This is a genomic window from Streptomyces sp. NPDC048473 (assembly GCF_043200155.1).
GTDB lineage: Bacteria > Actinomycetota > Actinomycetes > Streptomycetales > Streptomycetaceae > Streptomyces.
Window position 1 is genome coordinate 31,664 of sequence record NZ_JBICXE010000042.1, and the last position, 21,691, is coordinate 53,354.

A 21,691-nucleotide genomic window follows, 5' to 3' on the forward strand; every position below is an offset into this window, starting at 1 on the left:
TCACCGTACGAAGTCGGTGGCCCATGATGACTGAGCAATCCACCGTGCGCAGCGTGACCTACGATCTGCTGCGGACCCTCCAACTCACCACGGTTTTCGGCAATCCCGGCTCCACCGAGCAGCCGTTCCTGCAAGATTTCCCCGAGGACTTCACCTACATCCTGGCGCTGCAGGAGGCCTCCGTCATAGCGATGGCCGACGCCTTCGCCCAGGTCACCCGCCGCCCAGCCCTGGTCAACGTCCATTCCTCGGCAGGGCTGGGCAACGCCGTGGGGAACCTGGTGGCGGCCTACCACGGAGACACCCCCCTGATCGTCACCTCGGGCCAGCAGCACCGGGAACTCGTGATCGGCGACCCCTACCTGGGCAACCGCGAGGCCACCACGCTGCCGAAGCCGTGGGTGAAGTGGTCCTACGAACCCGCGCGCGCCGAGGACGTACCCGAGGCGTTCATGCGGGCCTACGCGATGGCCCTGCAGCCCCCGGCAGGGCCGGTCTACCTGTCGATTCCCATGGACGACTGGAAGCAGCCGCTGTCCGGCCCCGCCCGTGTGCGGACGGTGAGCGACCGGGTTGCCCCCGACGCGGAGCGTCTGCGGGGCTTCGCTGACCGTATTTCCGCCAGCCGTCGTCCTGCGCTGGTCTTCGGACCGGAGGTGGACCGCGGCGGCGGATGGGATGCGGCCGTAGCCCTGGCGGAGAGGCTGCGTGCGGCCGTCTACGGGGCGCCGCTGCTGGACCGTGCCTCCTTCCCGGAGGACCATTCCCTCTTCCGCGGGCCACTCGGGATGTCCGTGAAGACCATCAGCGACCGGCTGGCCGGGCACGATCTGGTCGTCGTGATCGGCGCGGAGGTATTCCGGTACTACCCCTACGTTCCCGGCGACTACCTCCCGGCGGGCACGGAACTGCTGCAGATCACCGCCGACCCCGCGGTCGCCGCGGCGGCACGGGTGGGCGACAGCCTCCTGGGCGATCCCACGACGGCGATCGAGCTGCTGCAGAACATGGTCGCGGTGGGATCCGCACGGACCGCGCCGGAACCGATGCCCCGGCCCCGTCACCTTCCACAGGTGCCCAACAGTCCCCTGACCCCGCCGGAGGTCTATGCGGCCCTCAGCCGGGTCAGGCCTCCCGACGCGGTCATCGTCAACGAATCGACATCCACCATGGCCCAGCAGGTCGAGTGGCTCCCCACCGTCAGGACCGGATCGTTCTTCGCCACGGCCAGCGGGGGCATCGGCTGGGGCACGCCGGCAGCGGTGGGGGTCGCGCTGGGTGACCGGGACAGGGGCGTCGACCGGCCGGTGGTCGGCATGATCGGCGACGGCTCCTTCCAGTACTCCGTGCAGGCCATCTGGACAGCGGCCCAGCACAAGCTGCCGATCGTCTACGTGGTCATGCGCAACCAGGAATACTCCATCCTCAAGTCGTTCGCCGTGCTGGAGGAGACGCCGGGCGTTCCGGGACTCGACCTGCCGGGGCTCGGCATCACCTCCGTGGCCCGCGGGTTCGGTTGCCGCGCGGTCGACGTGGAGACCACCGAGGACCTGGAACGGGAATTCAAGGCGGCCCTGTCCGCCGACGCCACCACGGTCATCGTGGTGCCCACACAACCCCAGAAGGCGATGCTCTGACCCCCCGGCTCGCACCATCCTGTCACCCGCCGCGTCGCACTTCATGGGCACCGAGCGAGCGTCTCATGCGGGGCTGGTGCGAAGGAGTGTCGAGCCGAGGTACTGAACCGCAAGCAACGCGACTTCCAGGTCGGTGTGCCCTTGCTGGACAGGGTGTCCCAGCGTTTCCTCGACTTTCCGGATGCGGTATTGGACGGTGTTCTTGTGCAGAATTTGGGCGCTGCCAGTTGCGGTGTAACTGCAACCGGTGTCCAGGAAAATCTGCACGGTCTCCCGCAGCCGTGCGCAGTTCTCGTCGTCGACGGCCAAGGGGCCCAGGACGCTCCACACCCAAGCGCGCATGTCCTGGATGTTCGAGGACATCAGGGCGATCGGAGCCACACTGGAGTACTCGGTGAACCGGGGTGCCAGACTCGCCACCGCCGCGAGTTCCTGCGTACGCAGTGCCTGCCGGTGCGTGCTGCGGAATCCCTCGATTCCGATCTCCACGCGCCCAAAGGATGTGTGCACGGAAGGGTCACTGCTTTCGATCACATCCGACAACCGTTCCCAGGGAACGTCGCTGTGCGAGCCGAACGGCAGCCAGGCCCAGGACAGAATTTCGTCGCGGGGGACGAACAGCGGCCTGGCGGGGCATTGGAGTTCCTTGGCGATCACGCGGGTCATCCGGTCGAGTCGGGCCAGTCCGGAGTCCCCACTGGTCAGCGGGGGCAGCCAGGCCACCATTCCGAGGTGATGCTGCCGGAGTCGGTAACCGAGGGCTGATTCTGCCCAGTTGAGGTCGACCTCCTGCTCGGCGAGGATGTCCCGTACGCGCGCGGCGCGCACGGCGGTCCGGCTGAGCAGCCAGTGATCGCGTTCGAATTGGTAGACGTCGATGACGTGCTCGGTCACCCGGTCGATGTAGCCGAAGCTCACCTGCTGCATGTGCCGGTTGGTGGCGGCCCAGAGGTCCTTGTCGGTACCCTGCCGGTCGAGTTCGTCGAGACACCATTGCAGGAAACGCCAATGGCCGATCCTGTAGGCCCTGACCAACGCGCTGACGGAAACATTCCTCTGGGCGAGCCTTCTGGCGTACTCCGAGGCGGCCACGGGCCCCTCGATATTGTCCAGGGGTATGTCGTTCTCGAAAATGTGCAGCAAGGTGGCGACATTTTCCGTGACACTCGCCTGCAGCATTTTGACGACAGTCTCGTCGCCCCTGAGATCCGGGATCTCCGCAATCAGGTACTCGCCTATGTCGCGGCTTACCTCCGAGAGGTGTGACCCTACGTTATCCGCGACCACGGAAAGTTGTTTTGCGGCACCGGGATACTCCGCAGCCATGCTCCTGATTCTACAGCGGGCGTCGTGATCTCCTTGCTTCTCCGTAGGTGTGAGGGGCCTGCACCGGAAACGCGGGCGCGGGGCGAGCCCTCGGGTGGATTGGTTCAGCGGCACCAATTTCTGCACGAAGGTCGTATTGCGCGCCCAGTGGCTGTCGTGCCGCCCACCCCTAGCGTCGTGCCTGGGCGGGATCGCCCCGCGCTGAGCAGGCATAAGAGACTTCGAAGGGAACGCTGTCCGCACTCCGTACCGAGGCCGGACACGGCCGACACTCCCACTCCGACGCCGTCTCCCGCCTTGAGCTTCGAGAGTAACCGGGGAGACGGATCGCCCCGCAGGACGGCACTGTCAGCACCAGTCGGGGAGACACCATTCAGGTCGACCGCGCGCTGCTACGGTCGCCGCTGTCCTGTACGACGCGGTGGTGCTGCCCGGCGGGGGCGTTTCACCGACGATCCGGTCCGGAGATTCGTCCGCGACGCGTGTGGCACGGCGAGCCCATCGTCGGATACCGGTGGAGGCGTCGGCCCCCCTGGGCGATCTCCTGCCCGCTGGGGTCACCGACCGGGCTGCGGCGGGAGGCGAACCCGCCGCTCGGGACGGACTGATGAGCGCGGCCGGCGGTGACGACGCTTCCAGTGATGCGTTCGCCGTAGCGGTTGCCGAACGCCGTCACTGGGGCAGGCCGGACCTGACCTGACGATGCGAGGAGCCGGGAGTTCGTGCGGCCTCGTCGGAGGCGTGCTCGGAACGTGCGCCGTACGGCAGCTCGGGTGGACACAGCCACGCGCACCGGGCGAACTTCGGGGCACGGTGGAAGCATGGTGGGGGAGGGCGCTTTCGACGCCTGTGACGAAGACCGACGCATGCAGTCGTTGATGGGCAGCTCTTTCAAAGTGACGCAATTCCGCGGCGCCCTGCTTTCGCTGCCGCGCCGGGACATTCCCGCCACCGCGCAGAACGAAGGGGCGAGCAGCGAGGATCATCACCGGTGTTCCTTGCCACGGTGCATCCCTCGGCCGCGCTGCGGGCGAGGGACCGGACCGCCGCCGTGCGCGGGCTGACGGTCTCTATACCCGTGTGAGATGCCGACTGCGGCGCCAGGACCCTGCCCCCGTTGCCGCGGACCACTTCCGAGGAGACCTCGCTCACTTGCGGTTGGTCCGCTGGGATGGTGCGAAGCAGCGACGTGAGAAGGGACGAGAGTGATGACCACTGAACCTTCCCCTGAGGGCCCGGGGCCAGTCCCCAGTGGGCCGGATCCGGTGCCACGCGACCCGCAGCCGCCGTCCGAGCCAGGTCCCAGTGAACCCGAGCCCCAGCCAGACGCGGAGCCGCCCCCGGCGCCGGGTCCCGGTTCCCGCCCGGTCCCCGAGCCGCCCGACTGACCGGAGAGTGCCGCTCCCGCGGCCCTTTCTCCCGGTTGCCCGTGAGCGCGACACCTCACCGATTGCGGCCTCAGAGTGATCGACGCAAGGTGGGTACGTCAGCTCCCCCACAGTGAAGGACAGAATCGTCATGGGTAAGGCAAAGGCGAAGGCCAAGCAGGTCAAGGGCAAGCTGAAGGAAACCGCCGGCGGTGCCATGGACAACAAGGGCATGCAGGCAGAGGGCCGCGGCGAGCAAATGACGGGCAAGGCCCAGGAGACCGCGGCAAAGGCGGCTGAGCGGCTGAAGAAGTCCGGACGGTAGGACCTGCATTGTGGGCCGCGCACCCGGGGCGACCGCATCCGGGTTTCACGGCCGCCGGGGCGCGGCCTGGTGGCGGCCGCGCGGCCGGCACCAGGCGTCAAGTTTCGTCGTTCGGTGAAAGTTCGCTGACGTTCGGCGAATGCGAGTCCCGGGCGATTACAACGCTGGGTCGCCGAGGCTGATTGCCCCACCCGGTTTTCATCCTGCCTCCCGTTGAGGAAAGCGCCGCCGTATCGACTCGGGGTTACCTACTTGAGCTGAGTGGCGTCGTCGACCTCACGAGCGTGGGCCGCCACCCGACCTAAGGAGCCGCGATGTTGCTCCCGGACAAGTCCCTGGTCGTTTCGCTGCTGCGGTGCTATCGCGCGTGGGAGGTCGTCGTCCTGGCAGAGCCGCACGATCTGGCTAGCCGCCGACACCTCGAGGATGTCGCGTACACCTTGTGTGTGCTCATGGGGCAGCGCACCACCCGCGATGCGATTACCGAAGCCGAGTTCTACCTCGGGTGGGCCCGATCGGTGATGCCGGCTGTCGATGTGATGTCGCGGGACGGCGGAAATCAGTCTCGTGAGTCCTCGGGCCCGAGGCGAGCGGCCTCGTCACATGACCCGGGTGCCCCGGATTCGGACAGCTCGTGTTCGGAGCCGAAGGCTCGGCAAGGAGTGTTCCATGGTGCTGGTCGGATACACGATGATGACCGAGCAGGCCGGTCCGCGTGAGCTCGTCGAGCATGTGGTGGGCGCCGAGCGCGCCGGCTTCGACTTCTCTGTCACTTCGGACCACTTCTTTCCGTGGCTGGACTCCCAGGGGCACGCTCCCTACGCATGGAGCGTGCTCGGCGCGGCCGCACAAGCCACGTCGCGGATCCCGTTGATGACGTACGTGACGTGCCCCACCGTGCGATACCACCCTGCGGTGGTCGCTCAGAAGGCCGCGACGATGCAGCTGCTCTGCCAGGGGCGGTTCCGACTCGGTCTCGGCTCCGGCGAGAACCTCAACGAGCATGTGGTGGGCGGCAGGCCAGCCTGCGCCCACGTTCGCTTGGAGATGTTGGAAGAGGCTGTAGAAGTCATTCGCGCACTCTTCGGCGGCCGTGAGGTGAGTCATCACGGCACACATTTCGACGTGGAGAACGCCAAGCTCTGGGATCTGCCGGAGGGGCTGCCTGCGATCGGGATCGCGGTATCGGGAGAACGGTCGTGCGAGATCGCCGGCCGGCTGGGCGATCTCGTCATTGCCACCGAGCCCAGAAGCGACCTGCTGGACGCTTTCGACCGGCACGGCGGTACGGGCAAGCCGCGGGTCGGCCAGCTACCCGTCTGCTACGACACCGACCGGGACGCGGCGGTCGCACGGGCGCACGACCAGTTCCGCTGGGCGGTCGGCAGCTGGAAGGTCAACGCAGAGCTGCCCGGGCCGGCCGGATTCGCCGGGGCCTCCCAGTTCGTACGCCCGGACCACATCGCGGAATCCATCCCGTGCGGTGACGACGTCGACACCTTCGTCGAGGTGGTGCGTCCCTACGCCGAGGCGGGCTTCACAGAGATCGCCCTCGTCCAGGTCGGCGGTGACCATCAGCCGACCTTCCTCGACTGGGCGGAGAAGACCTTGCTGCCCGCCCTGCGTGATCTCTGAGAGCCGGACGCGACATTGAAGCTTCTCAAGCCTCCGGGTGTCTACGCGCCGCAGGAAGACACAGCCATGCTGATATCTGCCCTGCGGCGCGAACATCTGTCACCCCAAGCCGAGGTGCTCGACGTGGGTACCGGTACCGGCGCAGTGGCGACCGCCGCCGCCCGCTACGGCGCTGCCCGCGTAATCGCCGTCGATACGTCGGCCGCAGCAGTGCTCACGACACGGCTGAACGCACTGCTGTCCGGGCACGCACGGGCCATCCGGGCCAGCCGCGGCGACTCGACGGAGCCTGTGACCGGCCTGAGGTTCGACCTGGTGCTGGCGAACCCGCCGTACGTCCCGTCCGTGAACGTCCGCATGCCGCGGCGCGGTACTGCTCGCGCCTGGGAGGCGGGGATCGACGGCCGGGCGGTGATCGATCGGCTCTGTGCCCAGGTCCCCGCTCTGCTGCGCCCTTCCCCAGCCTTCCGATGACGAAAACGGTACGGCTCAGAGCCCGACCACGATCGCGAAGCGGGGGCCCGCTCGTTCGCGATCGTCTTTTCGGGGGATCAATGCCCTGCGACAGCACGGGGTGCAGGGCGCATGGCCCGAGGCGTGGTCGACTGTGATCCAGAGTCAGGAATGAACGAGAGGCATGGTCATGATGAGGATCTTGGAGAGGCGCGCTCGGCGTATCGCCGCGGGTTCGGGCGCTGCCGCAGTCATTGTGCTCGGCGCTCCGCTGCTTGCCGTAGCGGCTCCAGCTCAGGCCGCGACTCCCGTGGAGCCCTACGCCACAGTGATCGGTCAGAGTGGGGTGAACGAGCGTCAGTACCCCAGCACCGACTCGTCGATGCTGGGCACTCTTGAGTACCTCGATCAAGTGGGCCTGCGATGCAAGGTCCGTGCGCAGAACATCGCCGACAACAACGTCTGGTTCCTGCTGCGTGACGAGCAGGCATGGATCTCGGCCAGGTACGTAGTCCAGACCGGGACCGTCCCCTACTGCAAGGACGCCCAGCCGAACGGGCTCACTGACAGCCCGCGGGCGGCCGACGCCATGGGCTGATCGCACCTGTTCCTTAGAACATGCGAACCGTTCCCGGATGAGCGGGCTGTCTGATGGGCCGGCTCCCGGGAAATTTCGGTCCCTCTCGCTGGGCAGCTAGCCTCGCCGATTCAGCCGGGGTGTGGCTAATGAAGGGGTAGAAACGCGAAGGTACCTTCCTGAACTGGGACGATGAACTTTGTCGAGCGGTTCTGTCGTCGCTGGAGGAAGTCACTTCCTACGTGCAGAGGGGTCGGGGGTGGTGGGGCGTGTGGGACCGGCTGTGCTCGGCCCGCGCGCGCCCTGGCCCCCGATCCGGCGCCTGGGGGGACGATGAACTTTGTCGAGCGGGTTCTGTCGTCGCCGGAGGAAGGCACTTTCTGCGTGCGGGCTTTTGGTTTGCGTCCCAGGCTCGTCATATCCGCCGATGGGACGGGGGTGGTCGGACATGCTGGGGCGCGGTTGCTGGCGGACCTCGCCGATGCCACCGGGCTGACCACCGTGTACTCTGCCGCGTTGCGGCCACTTCGGCCGCGCGGTACCGGACACGACTTTGGCCGCGTCGTTACTGATCTTGCGGTGATGCTCGCCGACGGCGATGAGGCCATCGCGGACCTGGCCGTGCTACGAGATCAGGGCGAGGTGTTCGGCCCGGTGGCCTTCACGCCCACGGCCCGGCGGCTGTTGGCCGCAGTCGACGAGACTGTGCTCGACCGGCTGCGCCCGGCCCGTGCTTCGGCGCGGGAGACCGCCCGGCTGCAGGCTGCCGAGTACGGCGGGGGCATCCCTGCTGTGAGAGCCGGCGGACGTGAACTGCCCGGCCTGGTCCCGCTGCTGTGCTTCTTGGCCAACACCGCCGAAGCCCTGACGGGGCAGCTGCGGCCCGGCAACGCCTGAGCCCGACGAGGGTCTTCGGCGTCAGGCGTTCCTCACCGACACCCTGTTCGCCGACGGCTCCTGTTTTCCAAGCTGAGGGCACTTGCTGCAGGCGGCGATGACTGCGCCACCTCCGCCCGACGACGCATCGCCGGTCACCCGCCAGGGAGGGACGTGTGGCGTTTGCGGCCGAGATGTCCGCCCTCAAGCAACTACTCCGACGCTTCGAGGCTTCCAGCAGTTCCGATGACCAGTAAGCGGGAGTTTCACGCTGTGGGCGTGAAGGGCTGCGTCCGGGCGATGAGCAGGGCGACGTCATCGGGGTCGCCGGGACGCCGCAGCTCTTGAAGGAGCCGGTCGCAGGTTTCCTCCAGGGAGCGGTCGGGCGCGTCCAGCACGCGGAGGAGAGTCTCGAGGCGTTCGTCGATGGGGTCGTGGCGGGTTTCGACCAGTCCGTCGGTATACAGGACCAGCTGGTCGCCGGGGCCGAGGTCGAAGGTGGTGGTCTCGAAGGAGACGCCGCCCACTCCCAACGGGATGCCGGTGGGCAGGTCGAGCAGTTCCGGATGCTCGCCGCTGCGCACGAGGACGGGGGGCAGGTGGCCGGCGGTGGCGATGTGGCACTCGGCGCGGTGTGGGTCGTAGACGGCGTACACGCAGGTGGCGATGGGGTGCTCCAGTCCCGAGGTGATCTTGTCCAGGTGCTGGAGGACCTCGGCGGGGTCGAGGTCGAGGTCGGCGAAGGCGCTGGTGGCGGCACGCAGGCGGCCCATGGTGGCGGCGGCGGCAATGCCGCTGCCCATGACGTCGCCCACGACGAGTGCGGTCCTGTCGCCGTCGAGCGGCAGGACGTCGTACCAGTCGCCGCCGACCTCGTAGGCGGCCTGTGCGGGCCGGTACCGGGAGGCAACCTCCAGGCCGGGAAGGCGGGGCGGGTGTTCCGGAAGGAGGCTGCGCTGCAAGGTCTCGGCGGCGTTGCGCATCCTCTGGTGCGAGCAGGCGTTGTCGATGCAGATGGCGGCGCGGGAGGCCAGCTCACCGGCGAGGGCGAGGTCGTCCTCGTCGAAGGGCAGCGGGTTGCCCGCACGGGTGAGACCCAGGATGCCGAGGATCTGGCCGCGCGCGGTGAGCGGGACTGCCATGTAGGAGTGCACGCCGGCGCGGGCCAGCATGGCAGCGGCATCGTCGTCGCGCGCGATGCGCGCCAGGTCGTTGTCATCCGCTTGGGTGATCAGGATCGGGCGGCCGGTGCGTACGCATTGGGTGGCCAGCCGGTCGGTGCCGTAAGCGGCGAGGTGGCCGGGTGGGTCGGCGGCCTCAGCGGCTTCGGTTGGGTACGCGGCCTTGACCGCGAGGGCGCGAAAGAGCGCGGGGCCGTCGCGGGCTGCTGGGTGGCAGTCTTTCAGGACCGAGTCGAGGACGTCGACCGCGACCACGTCGGCGAGCTCGGGAACGGTGACCTCGGCCAGTTCCCGGGCGGTCTTTTCCACCTCCAAGGTGGTGCCGATGCGAACGGAGCTGTCGGCGATCAGGGCCAGGCGTCGCCGGGCCTTGGCAGTCTCCATGGCCGCCTGATGGCGGTCGGTGACATCCACCACCAGTTCGGTCACCCCGAGGACACGCCCCTGGGGGTCCTCCAGCCGGTACAACGAGATCGACCAGGCATGCTCGTGCCCCGGGTCGGCGGGGGTGCGGCCGACGATGGTGGACTGGTCGACCATGGGGATCCCGGTCTTCAGGACCTGCCGCATCGCGGCCTCGACCACCTCGAACTTCGCGGCGGTCATGATCTCGCGGTAATGCCGGCCGAGGTGGTCATCCGCGGGTATGCCGTGCATCCGCTCCAAGGCGGGGTTGACGGACACGTACCGCAGGTCGGTGTGGAGGATCGCCAGCCCCATGGGGGACTGGGAGATCAGCCGGGTCGACAATGCGACGTCCCGCTCCACCTCACGCAACGTCGACTCGTCGGTAGCGAGCCCGAGGGCGTAGAAGTCGCCGCGGTCGTCCAGCAGCCGCGTGTTGCGGAATTCCACCAGGCGGGTGCTGCCGTCCTTGTGCCGGATGGGGAACGCTCCGGCCCAGCTCTCACCGGTCCCCATGACCTGGGCGAACAGCTTGATCATCAGCTCCCAGCGCGGTTTGTGAACGAGCATCGGCGCGGCGTACTGCCCGAGCGCCTCATCAGCGGTATAGCCGAACAGTGTCTCGGCCTGAGGGCTCCACAGGACGATCCGCCCATCGGCGTCCAGCAACAGCGTGGCGACACCGAGGAGGTCCATCAGCCCGCTCGGCTGCGATGACCTTGCCTTCGGCTGACCGGCGTCAGCCAAGCCCCCTTCGACCGCGCTCACTCGGGCACTCCTTCCATCTGCCGGGCCGTGTGGGCCGTCCCGCGCCCCGGTCCGTGGCCTGTCCACTTACCTGCGGCTTTCCTCTATCCAGTGGATGCTGCAGCTTCCATGGTCTCCCGGATCGGCCGACCACACATCCGTCCGCACGGGGGCGTCGAGCCAGGCCCCGCCAATGCCCGCACTGGGAACCGGCGCGTATATCCCACTCATCGCCATCCTCTGGACTGCGCCCCCAAGGCTGCGGCGGCTCGGCGTGAAGCCCAGGGGTTAAAGACGGTGTTCCGATTGGTGAGCGCAGACCGGGATTTCACTTCTCGGCGGCTGGCTCCAACCACGGTTGGTTACGTCCTCGGAGACATGGGATGACGGGCCGGGTTGTTGGGGCCCCTCGTTCCATGCTGTTCCCATGGCAGAGGAGCACTTCAAGGACGGAGCCCTGTCGGGTCCGGTAGCGCGAGGGCGGCGGCGGCCTCTTACAACAGGGCGCCTTCGTGGACGGTCAGCAGCATGGCCCGTGGCGCCGGTGGCATGACAACGGCAACCTGCTGGACGAGGGGACATACAACCTCGGCAAGAAGACCAGGGCATCATCCGCTCCACGACCCCTCGGTGCCGGCCCAGCCGTCCGGAACTCTCGATGCCGCGACGGGGTGATCCGCGGCACGATGTTCCGGCTCCGCAGCCAACGCCGCAGGTGGCGCCTGTCAGGCACCGGGAATGACACCAGACGTTGAAACAACACATTGAGCTTTTCAGGGCAATGGCTCCGGTCAGGCGGTGGCGAGGTTGGGCGTGGCGATGGTGGTGGGGGCGTCGTCGAGGTCCTGGTCCGGCTCGAGCGTGTCCCACGGTGCGTTGAGGAGTTGTTCGGTCCAGATGGTCTTGCCGGTGGCGGTGTAGCGCGTGCCCCAGCGGTGGGAGCACTGGGCGACGAGGAACAGCCCTCGCCCGCCTTCGTCGGTGCTGGCGGCCCGGCGGATGTGCGGGGACGTGCTGCTGGCGTCGCTGACCTCGCAGATCAGCGCCCGGTCGTGGATCAGGCGGAGCTGGAGGGGCGCGGAGCCGTAGCGGATCGCGTTGGTGATGAGTTCGCTGACGATCAGTTCGGTGGTGAAGGCCAGGTGGCCGAGGTCCCACCGGTCGAGTTGCCGCAGGACGAGCGAGCGGGTGTCGGCCACTACGGCAGGGTCCTGCGGCAGGTCCCAGGTGGCGACCTGATCGGCGCCGAGCGAGCATGTTCGGGCGAGCAGCACCGCCAGGTCGTCCTCGGCAGCCAGGTGCGGCAGGACACAGTCGGCAATGGCCTGGCATCTCTCGTCGAGCAGGTGGCCGCCCTGTGCCATGACCGCGCGGAGACGGACGGGCACGGCTGTATCCGAATGGCAGGCGCGCGCCAGGCCCTCGGTGTAGAAGAACAAGGTTTTACCTTCGGCGAGTTCGATGTCCAGCGGCTCGAAGACGCCGTCGCCGAGGCCGAGGGCTTTGTTGGACGGCAGCTCGGGGATGCGGACCTGCCCGGTCGGATCGGCGATGGCGGGTGGGGGGTGTCCGGCGCCGGCCATGACGCAGCGACGCGAGACGGGGTCGTAGATCGCGAACAGGCAAGTCGCGCCGACCAGCCGGTCCACCACGGGTGCGGAGCCGGTGGAGTGTTCGCGTTCGACCAGTCGCGGCACCATGTCGTCGAGCCGGGCCAGCAGCTCGTCGGGGGAGAGGTCCAGCTGTGCGAGGGTTCGTACGGCGGAGCAGATCCGTCCCATGTCTGCGGCGGCCTGGACACCGGTGCCGGGGGTGTCGCCGACGGCGAGGGCGACGCGGGCGCCGGAGAGTGGGATCACGTCGAACCAGGCGCCGCTCACCCCGGCGTGGGCACGGGCGGCGATGAAGCGGTGTGCGACGTCGACGGCGCTCTGGTCTGGAACATTGCGTGGGAGCAGGCTCTCGTGGAGGGTGACGGCTGCGGTGTGTTCGCGGGTGTAGCGCCTGGCGTTGTCCACGCAGACCGCGGCGCGGGCGACGAGTTCCTGGGTGAGGACGAGGTCGTCAGGCTCGAAGGCGTCCGCGTGAGCCGAGCGGTACATGTGGACGAAGCCCAAGGTGACCTCTCGGGCCCGCAGCGGCACGAGCATCAGGGAGTGAGTTCCCCGCTTCAGCATGACCTGGACCCGGGGGTCGGGGGAGTTCCGGATCCAGTCGGCGTTCGGGTCGATGACCGGCAGCAGTCTGGGCTGCCCGTCGGCGAGGCTCTGGGCGTGCGGCGAGTCGGCGGGGAAGCCCTGGAGATCTCCGACCCGTCTGAGGCCCTCGGTCATCGCCGGGTTCGACGCCTTGCGCGCTGCGAGGCGAAGAATGCCGCCGCTCGCTGCGGGGGGTCCGGGCTCCTCACCGGCGGCCACCCCTTCCAGGAGGCCCACCACGGCGAAGTCGGCGAGGCGCGGGACGAGAATGTCGAGGAGTTCCTCGGCGGTGCGTGTCACGTCGAGTGTGGTCCCGATGCGGGCGGCGGCCTCGTCCAGGAAGGCAAGGCGCTCACGGGCCCGGTAACGGTCGGTGATGTCGATGATGGCATCGGTGACCCCGAGGGTGCGGCCGTCCGGGCCGGTCAGGGCGAAGGAGGACACGTTCCAGACATGGTCCTTGCCCGGGTCGGCAGGGGTACGGCCTCGGTGCTCGGCGCTCATGATGGGCCGACCCGTGTCCAGGACGCTCTGGAGCCGGTTCTCCATCGCCGCGGTGTCGAGTTCGGGCAGGAACTCGGTGATCCTTCGGCCCAGCACTGCTTGCGGGGGCAGTCCCTGGATGCGTTCCAGGGCGGCGTTCATCCGGACGAGGCGCAGCTGGGTGTCGTACACGGCCACGCCGATCGGTGACTGGGTGAACAGCCCGTCCAGGATGGCCTGGTCCTCCCGGTGCCGCGGAAGTGGCCTGGCCGTGGCCAGAATCACGGTCCCTTCGCCACCTGGCTTGCCCGACGCCAGGGAGGATGCCATGAGCGCGACGTCCAGGTGGTGGCCCCGCCGGTGGGTGAGGGCCACACTGCGACCCAGGCTGCGGTCGGCCTCCTCGCCTCCGGACGACTCCTGGAGGAGGTCGGGGAACGCCTCGGGCCACAGCTCGGCCGCCGAACGGCCTACGACTTCGGTCGTCCTGTAGCCGAAGAGCTGTTCTGCGGCAGGGCTCCACGCGATCACCACACCGTGGCGATCCAGCAGAATCGTGGCCGCCTGACCGGCGTCGGTAGATTCTACGCAAGATCGTGTTGCGGATGCGTTGAGCGGCATGCCCATCCAACTGATCCCGTCATAGCGTGACAGATCGACGCATAACGTCACGATACAGGACGCCTGGATCCCGGTGCCCTTCAAGTGCGGGACTGTAAATCGTTCGGCTCTGTTCCGTAATCGGTGGTAGCTGTACGTCACCTCGTGTCAGGCTGAGGCGTGCCTGAGGTCAACGCCCTTGTGGGTGTGGTGTTTTCGGGGCTGTCCGCGCTGGTCGTCGAGAGTGTGGTGGCTGAGGGTGATCTGGTCCGGGTGGTGGCGCGTACCCGGGGTGATCCGGTGCAGTGTCCGGTGTGCGGGATGCCGACCGGGCGGGTGCACGGCTTCCATCGCCGGACGGTGGCGGACGTGCCGATGGACGGCAGGCGGGTGGTGGTGTCGGTGAGGCGCGGCGCCTGGTGCTGGGCTGCCTGCGGCAGACGTTCCGTGAGCAGGTGCACGGCCTGCTGGGGCGCTACCGGCGCCCGGACGAACCGGCTTACCGACCAACTCCGCTCCGTGGTCAAGGAGTTAGGGCATGCAGATCTCTGACCCGTGGCTTTCCGCTCGGTGGTTCGTTGGTCTGGCACGGTGGGTTGGAAGAGCAACGGGCCGTGTTGTCAGCCAAGTTCGGGGCGATTCTGCCGCATCTCGACGAGCGGCAGTGTCGTCCGTTGATAGGGGCGGAGGACCGGTCGCTCGGCCACGGCGGGATCAGGGCGGTCGCCCGTGCCGTCGGTGTCCGTGAGGCCACTGTGTCGCTCGGGGCGCGGGAACTCGACTCCGGAGAGTCGCCGTTGGGGCGGGTCCGCCGGCCCGGCGCCTCCGGCCACGGCACCTGGCCCTGGCGGTCGGGGATGAAGGTGGCCCGGTGCGGCTGTCTGCCCGGCTGGAGCCGGTCCTCGCCGTACACATCGGGGCCGCCCTGGCTGATGCCGAGGTGGTAGGTGACCGGCGGGTGCAGGGGAGACGTATACGCGTATCGAGACCGACTGGAGGTGGAGGTGCTTGCCGGGTCTGGCAGGCAAGGGAGGCTGAGCGTGATCCGGACGCGGTGAGGCCCCGCGCTACCCCTTGTCCCCTCGCCAGTCCCACTTGTCCAAGGTCCCAGGCCTGGGTTGGTCCTCGGCGCGCCCGCCCGGCCCGTAGGCCCCACCCTCTGTTATCAGCAGGGCCCCGGCCGCGCTCTTCGGCGGTCGTCCAGTGGGTGGCCCAGGGGGCGATCGTTTTGGTCAGCTGCTTCTCGTCGGCGGCCTCGACGAGTTCGTTGACCAGCTTCGTCGCCAGCACGTACTTGACCCGGTAGCCGGCCATCGCCGCCTCAGTTCCCAGCGCGATCAGCATGCGGGGCTTGCCGGTCCCGGAGTCGCCGATCAGGCAGAGCGGCTGGCCCTTCTTGACCCACTCGCAGCTGGCGAGGGTATGGATGGTGGCCGCGTCGATGTTCGGGTTTGCGTCGAAGTCGAAGGTCCGCAGGGACTTGTCCCGGGGGAAGCCGGCCGCCTTGATCCGCCGTTTCTCGCCTGTCACAGGCGCAGGATGACCAGGGCGGTGTCATCAGTGATGCCTGCGGGCGGGAGGAGGTCGCCCAACAGGGCGGCGGCGAGGGTTTCCGGGTCGGCGGTGTGGTGACGGGCGAGGGAGTCGGCGAGGCGGTGGAGGCCAGCATCGATGTCCTCACCACGGCGTTCGATGAGTCCGTCGGTGTAGAGGACGAGCGCGGAGCCGTCGGTGAAGGCGGTTTGGGCCTGGGGGCGGGAAACGTGAACGGGACGGGCGCCGAGCGGGGGGTCGGTGGCCTGATCGAGGAAGGTGACGGTGCCGTCGGAGGCCAGGACGGCGGGCGGGGGATGGCCGGCGCTGCTGTAGGTGAGGGTGCGGTTGTTCCAGTCGATGAAGACCGACACCGCGGTGGTGGATTCCGCGCCGTCGACAGAACGCGCGTACAGCCCGAGGACTTCGAGGGCTTGGGCAGGGCCATCAGCGACGCGGGAGGCGGCGGACAGGGCGCTGCGGAGCTGACCCATGACGCCGGCCGCGCGCAGTCCGTGGCCGACGACGTCGCCGACCGCGACGGCGGTGCGGCCGGTCTCGGGCAGGTCGACGAGGTCGTACCAGTCACCGCACACGTTCAGAGCCCCGGTGGCTGGTCGGTAGCGCACGGCAGACCTGTGGTGACCGACCGGGCGGGGCGCGGGCAGCATCGCCTCCTGAAGGTGGAGGGCAACCTCGCGTTCGCGGGCGTGGGCCTGGCGGAGGCGTTCGTTGACCTCCTGCAGTTCCCGGGCACGGGTGTAGAGCTCGGCCTCCAGGACCTGGGCACGGTCGCCGCCGCGGGCACCACGGGCGCGGATGAGTTCGGTCACCTCCTCCACCCGGTGCAGAAGCAGGGCCACAGATCCGTCCGGGGCGAGGACAGGTACGTTTACCGGGCTCCAGTACCGCTCCTCCCACGCCCCGGGCTGCTCGGGATCCTCCACGTCGTAACGCTGAAGCGCCATGCTGTCGCGCTCTCCGGTCGCGGCAACCCTCTCCAGCGAATCACGGAGATTACGCATACCCGTGGCACGCGGTTCATTGGGGTTGTCTGGAAAAACATCAAACAAATACCGGCCGATCACCTGATCACGGGTGCGGTGGGCCATGGACAGGAACGCCTTGTTCGCGTCCGTGTACACCAGATCGGTGGTCAGCAGAGCCACCGCGCCCGGCAGCGCCTGGAAGACCGCCTCGTAGTCGATACCGCCACCGCTCACGATCCACCTGCCCGCCGACCTTGACCTGCCCCCGGATCTCTCACTTTAGGCAGGGGAGCGGCAACTATCCCGCAACCGCGGGCTGGCCAGCCCGGCGAACCCGTGCCCGCTCAGCATCAGCCGCTCGAACGAGCGAGTAATGGTTCGTGGCTGACGGGAAGACACCCATGGCGGCCATCGGCGATCCGCTTTCGTCTCCCGTTCAGCGCGCCATCGACACAGCCGCTCCGCCGAGCACGGCGCGTCAGCGCGAAGCCAGGGTGATACATCGACGGCCAGGACGAACTGATCGTTTCAGAATGAGGTTCGGAGTCGTCTCAAGCAGATGATGCTGCAGGCGAGCTGGAGCAGGGCGCTCTGGGACCATCCCCGCGGGTACGGGGAGCAGCGCGGCCTTGTCCACCAGGCCAAGTGGGAACACGGGATCATTCTCGCGGGTACGGGGAGCGGAGGTGTACATGATGTCCTCGTACGTCTGCTCGCGCGGAGAAGACGGAGCGACGCTGGTCACTCCTCCTTGAGGACGCCCCGGTCGGCAATGGTCTTGCGGAGGCGTGCGGCCATCTCGGCAGCTTCGTTTGGCGGCAGAGACAGAACGCCGTTCTCCGTCATCAGGGCGTGGAACTGCTGCTGCGGGTAGGGGACTCCGGTCGGCAGACCTGCGATGTGCCAGTGGAGATGTGTATTGCCCTGCTGGCTGCCGAGTGAGTACAGGTACGTCCGCTCCGGCTTGCAAACGGCCTCGACGGCGAGGGCGATCTCTCGGATGTCCCTCCCCTCGTAGCGTGGAGTCCGTGATTGCAGGGGAAGTTGGGATTCATGGGGTCCAAGCAACGGACGTACACGCCTGAGTTTCGTGAGGGTGCTGTACGCATCGTGATCGAGACGGGCAGGTCGGTCCCGGAGGTCGCTGAGGAGCTCGGTGTGCACTCCGGCACGCTACACAGCTGGGTATCGCGGTGGCGGCGCAACGGGTCGGCGTCGTCCGACCGGCTGGCCGAACCGGCACCGGGTGGCCGGATGGGCGAGATGGAACGCACTGAACTGGAGCGGCTGCGCCGGGAGATGAGGGAGAAGAACAAGCGGATCCGCGAGCTGGAGATGGAGCGTGATGTCCTCAAGCGATGCATGGTCCTCTGGGTGAAGTGACCGAGACGGACCCGGCCGCCCTGGCCGCGTTCATCGGTAACCAGAGGACCGAACACCACGTCCCACACCGTCTGACCTGCCAAGTTCTGGAAGTGTCGGAGTCCTGGTTCTACAAGTGGCGCGACAAGCCCACCACGGCCCGCGAGGTCCGGCGCGGACAGCTGCCGAGGTGATCCGGCAGATCTTCGAGGGCTCCGGCGGCACCTACGGCTCGCCGAAGATCTGGCTCCTCCTGGTCCGAGCGGGCTGGCGCATCTCGGTGAACACCGTCGCCCGCTTGATGGCCGAACTCGGCCTGGCCGGACGCAAGCTCCGCCGACGGCACGGACTGACCAGGCCCGGCAAACGGCCCGCGGCCCCGGACTTCGTCCGCCGTGACTTCACCGCCGATGCTCCGGACCAGGTGTGGTGCGGCAACATGACCGAGATCCCCACCGGTGAGGGCAAGCTCTACCTGGCCACCGTCATCGACCTGTTCTCGCGTCGGCTGCTCGGCTACGCCATGGGCGCACGTCATGACGCCGAACTGGTCGTGGCGTCCTTGAACATGGCCGCGGCCACCCGAGGTGGTGACGTGAAGGGCGTGATCTTTCACAGCGACCGCGGCAGCGAGTACGCGTCCCGGCGCTTTCGCCGGGCCTGTCGCCGCTTGGGCGTGACGCAGTCCATGGGCCGCGTCGGGTCGTGTTTCGACAATGCCGTCAGCGAAGCGTTCAACAGCGTGCTCAAGGTCGAGTACGTCCACCGGCACACGTTCGCCACCCGCACCGAGGCCCGGCTGCGGATCGCGACCTGGATCACCGGCTTCTACAACACACACCGACTACACAGCGTGTGTGGGTACCGGAGTCCGATCGACTACGAGCACGACCACCGGGCCAACCCCGCCTTGGAGCTGGCCGCTTAGAAGATCTCCACGGTTCGAGGGGATTGACAGATACAACTTGCCCTCGCCGGTGGCGTGCTCGGTGATGTCCGTCAGCCACAGCCGGTTCGGCTCGTCTGCGGTGAAGTCGCGCCGCACCCGGTCATCGTGGACCGGAGGGCCGGCCTTGGCGTTCTTGCCCCGGCCTCTGCGCTTGCCGAACGCGCTCCACCAGCCGTTGTCCCGGCAGATCCGCCAGGCGGTCCGCTCGGCCATCGGCTCACCGGCGGCATGGGCCTCGTCGAGGAGGAAGCGGTGGCCGAACTCGGGGTCGTCGCGGTGGGCGTCGAACAGGGCGTTGGCCCGGTATGCCTCGGCGAGCTCGGTGTCGGTGACCGGCCGGGCCAGCCACCGGTAGTAGGGCTGGCGGGCCAGCCCTAGCACCCGGCACGTCACCGCCACCGGCACCCGGAAAGGGGCAGCGGCGGCGGCCAGCTCGCGGACGAGCGGGTACATCATTTTGACGGGAGGTTCGCCTGCGACAGATACGCCGCAGCCCTTCTGAGCACCTCGTTCTCCTGCTCCAGCAGCCGGATCCGCTTCCGGGCCTCGCGCAGCTCGGCCGACTCACCCGACGCCGGTGCGGGCCTGGCGCCCTCGTCGGTTTCGGCGCGGCGCAGCCACTTCGACAGCGTGATCGGGTGGACGCCGAAGCCGGCGGCGATCTGTTCCAGCGTGACGCCGGGCTCGCGGTTGCGCGCGACCCGCACGACGTCCTCGCGGAACTCCTTGGGATACGGCTTGGGCACTGCGACATCCTTCCAGGCCGCCTCTCGGCAAGCCAGGTCAGGTGTCACCCAACCCTGCAGCAGTCCCAGCAGTCCCTCCGAACGCACTATCCCGCGGTTGGCTCGCCGGGCCGAGTCGTCGTGGGGCGCCGAGCGGCCAATCGTTTCTAGCTACGAACAGCAGATCAGTTAGAGCCACACTCGGCGCCCCTGGGTGGGTGAACCATACGAAGGGTTCACCACGTCCCGCAGAACAACGTAGGGATCAGTTAGCGGCGCAGGGGTTGCGCCTTTCGGCGAAACCAGTGCCCCCGAAGCCGAGAACGCGGCGAGAGTGTGCTGTTGCGGCCCGCGCAGCGTCACAGGGGCCGGATGTTGTGGTTCATCCGGAACATGTTGGAGGGATCGTAGGTGCGCTTCACCCGCGCCAGGCGGTCGTAGCGGTCGGCGCCGTAGGCCTGGCGCACCCCTTCGGGCGTTGTCGCCTCGTCACCGGACATGAAGTTCACCATGTTCCGGTCGGCCGCCCAGGGCGCCAGTGCGTCCAGGACACGGCCGAGGTGGCCCCGCATCGTTTCGCGCTGCTCGGGACCGCCCACGCCGAAGCCGAACGCGACGAAGGGGATGCCTCGGGTCGACACGGCGTTGGGCACGGCAGGCTCACGGTCGAATGCTCCGCCGAGGGCGCGGACCTCCACGTTGGCGAGCGGGCACTGCGAGTCCGGTCCGGCGAGCTCCACCAGCATGTCCACGGCCTTCTCGGGCAGCTCGCGCAGGCAGGTGGTCCGGTCGTAGTAGGGCAGCGGGTCGGTGGGTCCAGGTGCATCTCGGCCATCGTCGAGTACGGCCTGTCCCGGATCGTGTCGAAGAGCGGCGTCGCCAGGTTCCGGAACGGAGCCATCAGCCGCTCGGCGTCCTCGGCCTCGCCGAGGGAGCCGATCCGCAGATGCACCACGAAGGCTCCGCGCAGCGGCTCCGGAAGCTCGGGCCGGCCGGGAAGCCGTTGGACGGCGACCGAGGAGGACATCTCCTCCGGCAGATCGTCGACCCACTGGCGCCATGTGTGCAGCACGTCGGCCATCTGCTCGCCCCGGTACCACAACCCCCCGCCGTAGAACCGTGCCACCGGGAACGCCTCAAGGTCGACAGAGGTGACCACGCCGAAATTGCCCTTGCCGCCTCGCAGCGCCCAGAACAGGTCGGGCTCGCTGTCGGCGGTCACGGTCCGCGACACACCCTCGGCTGAGACGACCCTCAGCTCCCGCACATGGTCGGCCGCGTATCCGAAGGAGCGGCCCAGCAAGGGACTCTGTCCGCCCCCCAGTGTGTAACCGACCACGCCCACCGTCGCCGCGGACCCGCTCGCCGGCGCGAGACCATGAGCGGCCGTCGCGCGGACCACGTCGCGCGCGCGTGCGCCAGCCTCGATCCGTACGATTCGGCGGTCGGGATCCACGGTGACGCCGTTCATCCGCCCGGTGCTGACCAGCAGCGCGCCGTGGCCAGGCAGGACCACCTGGTGTCCGGTCGCCTTCACCGCCACGGGCAGGGAGTGCGCCGCTGCGAAGCGAACGGCGGCGCACACATCGGCCTCGCAGGTCGCACCCACCGCGAGCGCGGGCTCCAGAACACGGTTCAGGTTGTAGGTGGCGCATTCTCCGGCGTAGCCGCCATCGGCGGGCAGAAGCACCGGGCCGTCGACGTGCCGTGCCAGGTCCGCGGCATGGCCGGGGATCACGACAGGGGCGACTGGCTCCGCCCCCGTTTCCAGCTCGCCGTCCTCGTCGCTGATGACGTCGCCGACCGTTGCGTAGAAGGCGGCGACGCCGGGCAGGTCCGGCCCCTTGGCACGGGAGGCGGCGAGGTCTTCGGGCGTGTCCCAGGTGAGGACATCCAGCCACTCGTCGTCCGACAGGCGCACGAGGCGGGCGTCGAGGAAGCCGTCCAGGTCGGCGGCGAAGTCCGCCAGCATCTTGGAGTGGGCGGCGAGAAGATCGGCGACCTGGTCGGGGTTCATCCGGAAGCGGGTCAGTTCCACTGTGGTCATGGATGGTCCTCATGTCGATTCGTACCTTTTTCATAGTATTGGGCACTTACCGGGCGCCCAAATCCCGACAGCCCCCCGCCCCGCGCATCGACGCGGGCAGGGGGCCGTTGTGGGCGTCGGCCCCGGATCAGCCCACGGCCTGCTCGCGCCCCGGAGCGGAAACAGAGCACATGGCCACGAGGGCGGCCTCCTCCGACGGCATTAGCCTCGGCGTTTCAGTTGGGGCTGCTGGGTGGCTGAGAGGGGTTGTTTGAGGCCGCGTCGGCCGGTGGGCAT

At 68.3% G+C, this 21,691-nt stretch carries 20 protein-coding genes and 3 pseudogenes; 12 read left to right on the forward strand and 11 right to left on the reverse strand.

All coding sequences use genetic code 11. The features are described 5' to 3' along the window. Positions 1 to 53: 53 nt before the first annotated feature. Positions 54 to 1,637 (forward strand): benzoylformate decarboxylase, encoded by a 1,584-nt coding sequence (gene mdlC / locus ACGFU7_RS39020; RefSeq protein ID WP_393702565.1) that lies wholly within the window; start codon positions 54 to 56, stop codon positions 1,635 to 1,637. Between the two features lie 63 nt (positions 1,638 to 1,700). Here mdlC and ACGFU7_RS39025 read toward each other — a convergent pair whose 3' ends face one another. Beyond that, positions 1,701 to 2,963, reverse strand: a complete 1,263-nt coding sequence (locus ACGFU7_RS39025) for a PucR family transcriptional regulator (protein WP_393702567.1) — start codon at positions 2,961 to 2,963, stop codon at positions 1,701 to 1,703. A gap of 1,518 nt (positions 2,964 to 4,481) precedes the next feature. On the opposite strand from ACGFU7_RS39025, the gene ACGFU7_RS39030 reads away from it, so the two are divergent. The 6 genes from ACGFU7_RS39030 (at position 4,482) to ACGFU7_RS39055 (ending at position 8,217) form a co-directional block, all read left to right on the forward strand. Next, positions 4,482 to 4,655: a CsbD family protein gene (locus tag ACGFU7_RS39030; RefSeq protein ID WP_393702568.1), complete on the forward strand. Its 174-nt coding sequence runs from the start codon at positions 4,482 to 4,484 to the stop codon at positions 4,653 to 4,655. A gap of 314 nt (positions 4,656 to 4,969) precedes the next feature. Beyond that, entirely contained in the window at positions 4,970 to 5,374 is a 405-nt protein-coding gene (locus ACGFU7_RS39035; RefSeq protein WP_393702569.1) for a DUF5133 domain-containing protein, read from the forward strand. Beyond that, positions 5,325 to 6,290: an LLM class F420-dependent oxidoreductase gene (locus ACGFU7_RS39040; RefSeq protein WP_393702570.1), complete on the forward strand. Its 966-nt coding sequence runs from the start codon at positions 5,325 to 5,327 to the stop codon at positions 6,288 to 6,290. Before ACGFU7_RS39035 ends, ACGFU7_RS39040 begins: the two co-directional genes overlap by 50 nt. Before the next feature lie 15 nt (positions 6,291 to 6,305). Next, positions 6,306 to 6,764, forward strand: a complete 459-nt coding sequence (locus ACGFU7_RS39045) for a methyltransferase (RefSeq protein WP_393702572.1) — start codon at positions 6,306 to 6,308, stop codon at positions 6,762 to 6,764. Positions 6,765 to 6,936: 172 nt separating this feature from the next. Beyond that, a complete protein-coding gene (locus ACGFU7_RS39050) occupies positions 6,937 to 7,341 on the forward strand; it encodes an SH3 domain-containing protein (protein WP_393702594.1) in 405 nt (134 codons plus the stop codon). Positions 7,342 to 7,758: 417 nt separating this feature from the next. Continuing rightward, positions 7,759 to 8,217 carry a hypothetical protein gene (locus tag ACGFU7_RS39055; protein WP_393702573.1) on the forward strand — a complete coding sequence of 153 codons (459 nt, stop codon included), beginning with the start codon at positions 7,759 to 7,761 and terminating at the stop codon, positions 8,215 to 8,217. A gap of 245 nt (positions 8,218 to 8,462) precedes the next feature. Here ACGFU7_RS39055 and ACGFU7_RS39060 read toward each other — a convergent pair whose 3' ends face one another. The 3 genes from ACGFU7_RS39060 to ACGFU7_RS39070 all read right to left on the reverse strand — a co-directional run bounded on the left by ACGFU7_RS39060 (position 8,463) and on the right by ACGFU7_RS39070 (position 14,161). After that, a complete protein-coding gene (locus ACGFU7_RS39060) occupies positions 8,463 to 10,478 on the reverse strand; it encodes a SpoIIE family protein phosphatase (RefSeq protein ID WP_393702596.1) in 2,016 nt (671 codons plus the stop codon). An 842-nt stretch (positions 10,479 to 11,320) separates the two neighbouring features. Further along, positions 11,321 to 13,837, reverse strand: a complete 2,517-nt coding sequence (locus ACGFU7_RS39065; protein ID WP_393702575.1) for a SpoIIE family protein phosphatase — start codon at positions 13,835 to 13,837, stop codon at positions 11,321 to 11,323. A gap of 141 nt (positions 13,838 to 13,978) precedes the next feature. Continuing rightward, a complete protein-coding gene (locus ACGFU7_RS39070) occupies positions 13,979 to 14,161 on the reverse strand; it encodes a hypothetical protein (protein ID WP_393702599.1) in 183 nt (60 codons plus the stop codon). Here ACGFU7_RS39070 and ACGFU7_RS39075 point away from each other — a divergent pair. Continuing rightward, positions 14,075 to 14,344, forward strand: a pseudogene (locus tag ACGFU7_RS39075) (transposase family protein); the annotation flags it as partial. The gene ACGFU7_RS39070 and the pseudogene ACGFU7_RS39075 overlap by 87 nt on opposite strands. An 83-nt stretch (positions 14,345 to 14,427) precedes the next feature. Then, positions 14,428 to 14,632 (forward strand): annotated as a pseudogene (locus ACGFU7_RS39080) (ISAzo13 family transposase); the annotation flags it as partial. 396 nt (positions 14,633 to 15,028) lie between these two features. Here the strand turns inward: ACGFU7_RS39080 and ACGFU7_RS39085 are convergent. From ACGFU7_RS39085 to ACGFU7_RS39095, 3 genes and pseudogenes are all read right to left on the reverse strand, one after another. Then, positions 15,029 to 15,328: pseudogene (locus ACGFU7_RS39085) on the reverse strand (ATP-binding protein); the annotation flags it as partial. 8 nt (positions 15,329 to 15,336) lie between these two features. Next, the gene (locus tag ACGFU7_RS39090; protein ID WP_393702577.1) at positions 15,337 to 16,566 is read right to left on the reverse strand and encodes a PP2C family protein-serine/threonine phosphatase; all 1,230 of its coding nucleotides are present in this window, start codon (positions 16,564 to 16,566) and stop codon (positions 15,337 to 15,339) included. A 507-nt stretch (positions 16,567 to 17,073) separates the two neighbouring features. Then, positions 17,074 to 17,400, reverse strand: a complete 327-nt coding sequence (locus ACGFU7_RS39095; RefSeq protein ID WP_393702579.1) for a hypothetical protein — start codon at positions 17,398 to 17,400, stop codon at positions 17,074 to 17,076. Here ACGFU7_RS39095 and ACGFU7_RS39100 point away from each other — a divergent pair. The 3 genes from ACGFU7_RS39100 to ACGFU7_RS39110 are packed head-to-tail and all read left to right on the forward strand — an operon-like array spanning position 17,386 to position 18,622. Beyond that, entirely contained in the window at positions 17,386 to 17,715 is a 330-nt protein-coding gene (locus tag ACGFU7_RS39100; protein WP_393702581.1) for a transposase, read from the forward strand. The genes ACGFU7_RS39095 and ACGFU7_RS39100 overlap by 15 nt on opposite strands. After that, entirely contained in the window at positions 17,712 to 17,888 is a 177-nt protein-coding gene (locus tag ACGFU7_RS39105) for a hypothetical protein (protein ID WP_393702582.1), read from the forward strand. The genes ACGFU7_RS39100 and ACGFU7_RS39105 overlap by 4 nt, the downstream gene beginning before the upstream one ends. Next, complete coding sequence (locus tag ACGFU7_RS39110) at positions 17,885 to 18,622, forward strand: IS3 family transposase (protein WP_393702584.1); 738 nt, start codon at positions 17,885 to 17,887, stop codon at positions 18,620 to 18,622. The genes ACGFU7_RS39105 and ACGFU7_RS39110 overlap by 4 nt, the downstream gene beginning before the upstream one ends. Here the strand turns inward: ACGFU7_RS39110 and ACGFU7_RS39115 are convergent. From ACGFU7_RS39115 to ACGFU7_RS39130, 4 genes are all read right to left on the reverse strand, one after another. Beyond that, positions 18,539 to 19,099: a hypothetical protein gene (locus ACGFU7_RS39115; protein ID WP_393702586.1), complete on the reverse strand. Its 561-nt coding sequence runs from the start codon at positions 19,097 to 19,099 to the stop codon at positions 18,539 to 18,541. The genes ACGFU7_RS39110 and ACGFU7_RS39115 overlap by 84 nt on opposite strands. Next, positions 19,096 to 19,389 carry a transposase gene (locus tag ACGFU7_RS39120; protein ID WP_393702587.1) on the reverse strand — a complete coding sequence of 98 codons (294 nt, stop codon included), beginning with the start codon at positions 19,387 to 19,389 and terminating at the stop codon, positions 19,096 to 19,098. Before ACGFU7_RS39120 ends, ACGFU7_RS39115 begins: the two co-directional genes overlap by 4 nt. 338 nt (positions 19,390 to 19,727) lie before the next feature. Next, positions 19,728 to 19,868, reverse strand: a complete 141-nt coding sequence (locus tag ACGFU7_RS39125) for a BBE domain-containing protein (protein WP_393702589.1) — start codon at positions 19,866 to 19,868, stop codon at positions 19,728 to 19,730. 5 nt (positions 19,869 to 19,873) lie between these two features. Next, positions 19,874 to 21,415, reverse strand: a complete 1,542-nt coding sequence (locus ACGFU7_RS39130; RefSeq protein WP_393702591.1) for an FAD-binding oxidoreductase — start codon at positions 21,413 to 21,415, stop codon at positions 19,874 to 19,876. Between the last annotated feature and the right edge of the window lie 276 nt (positions 21,416 to 21,691).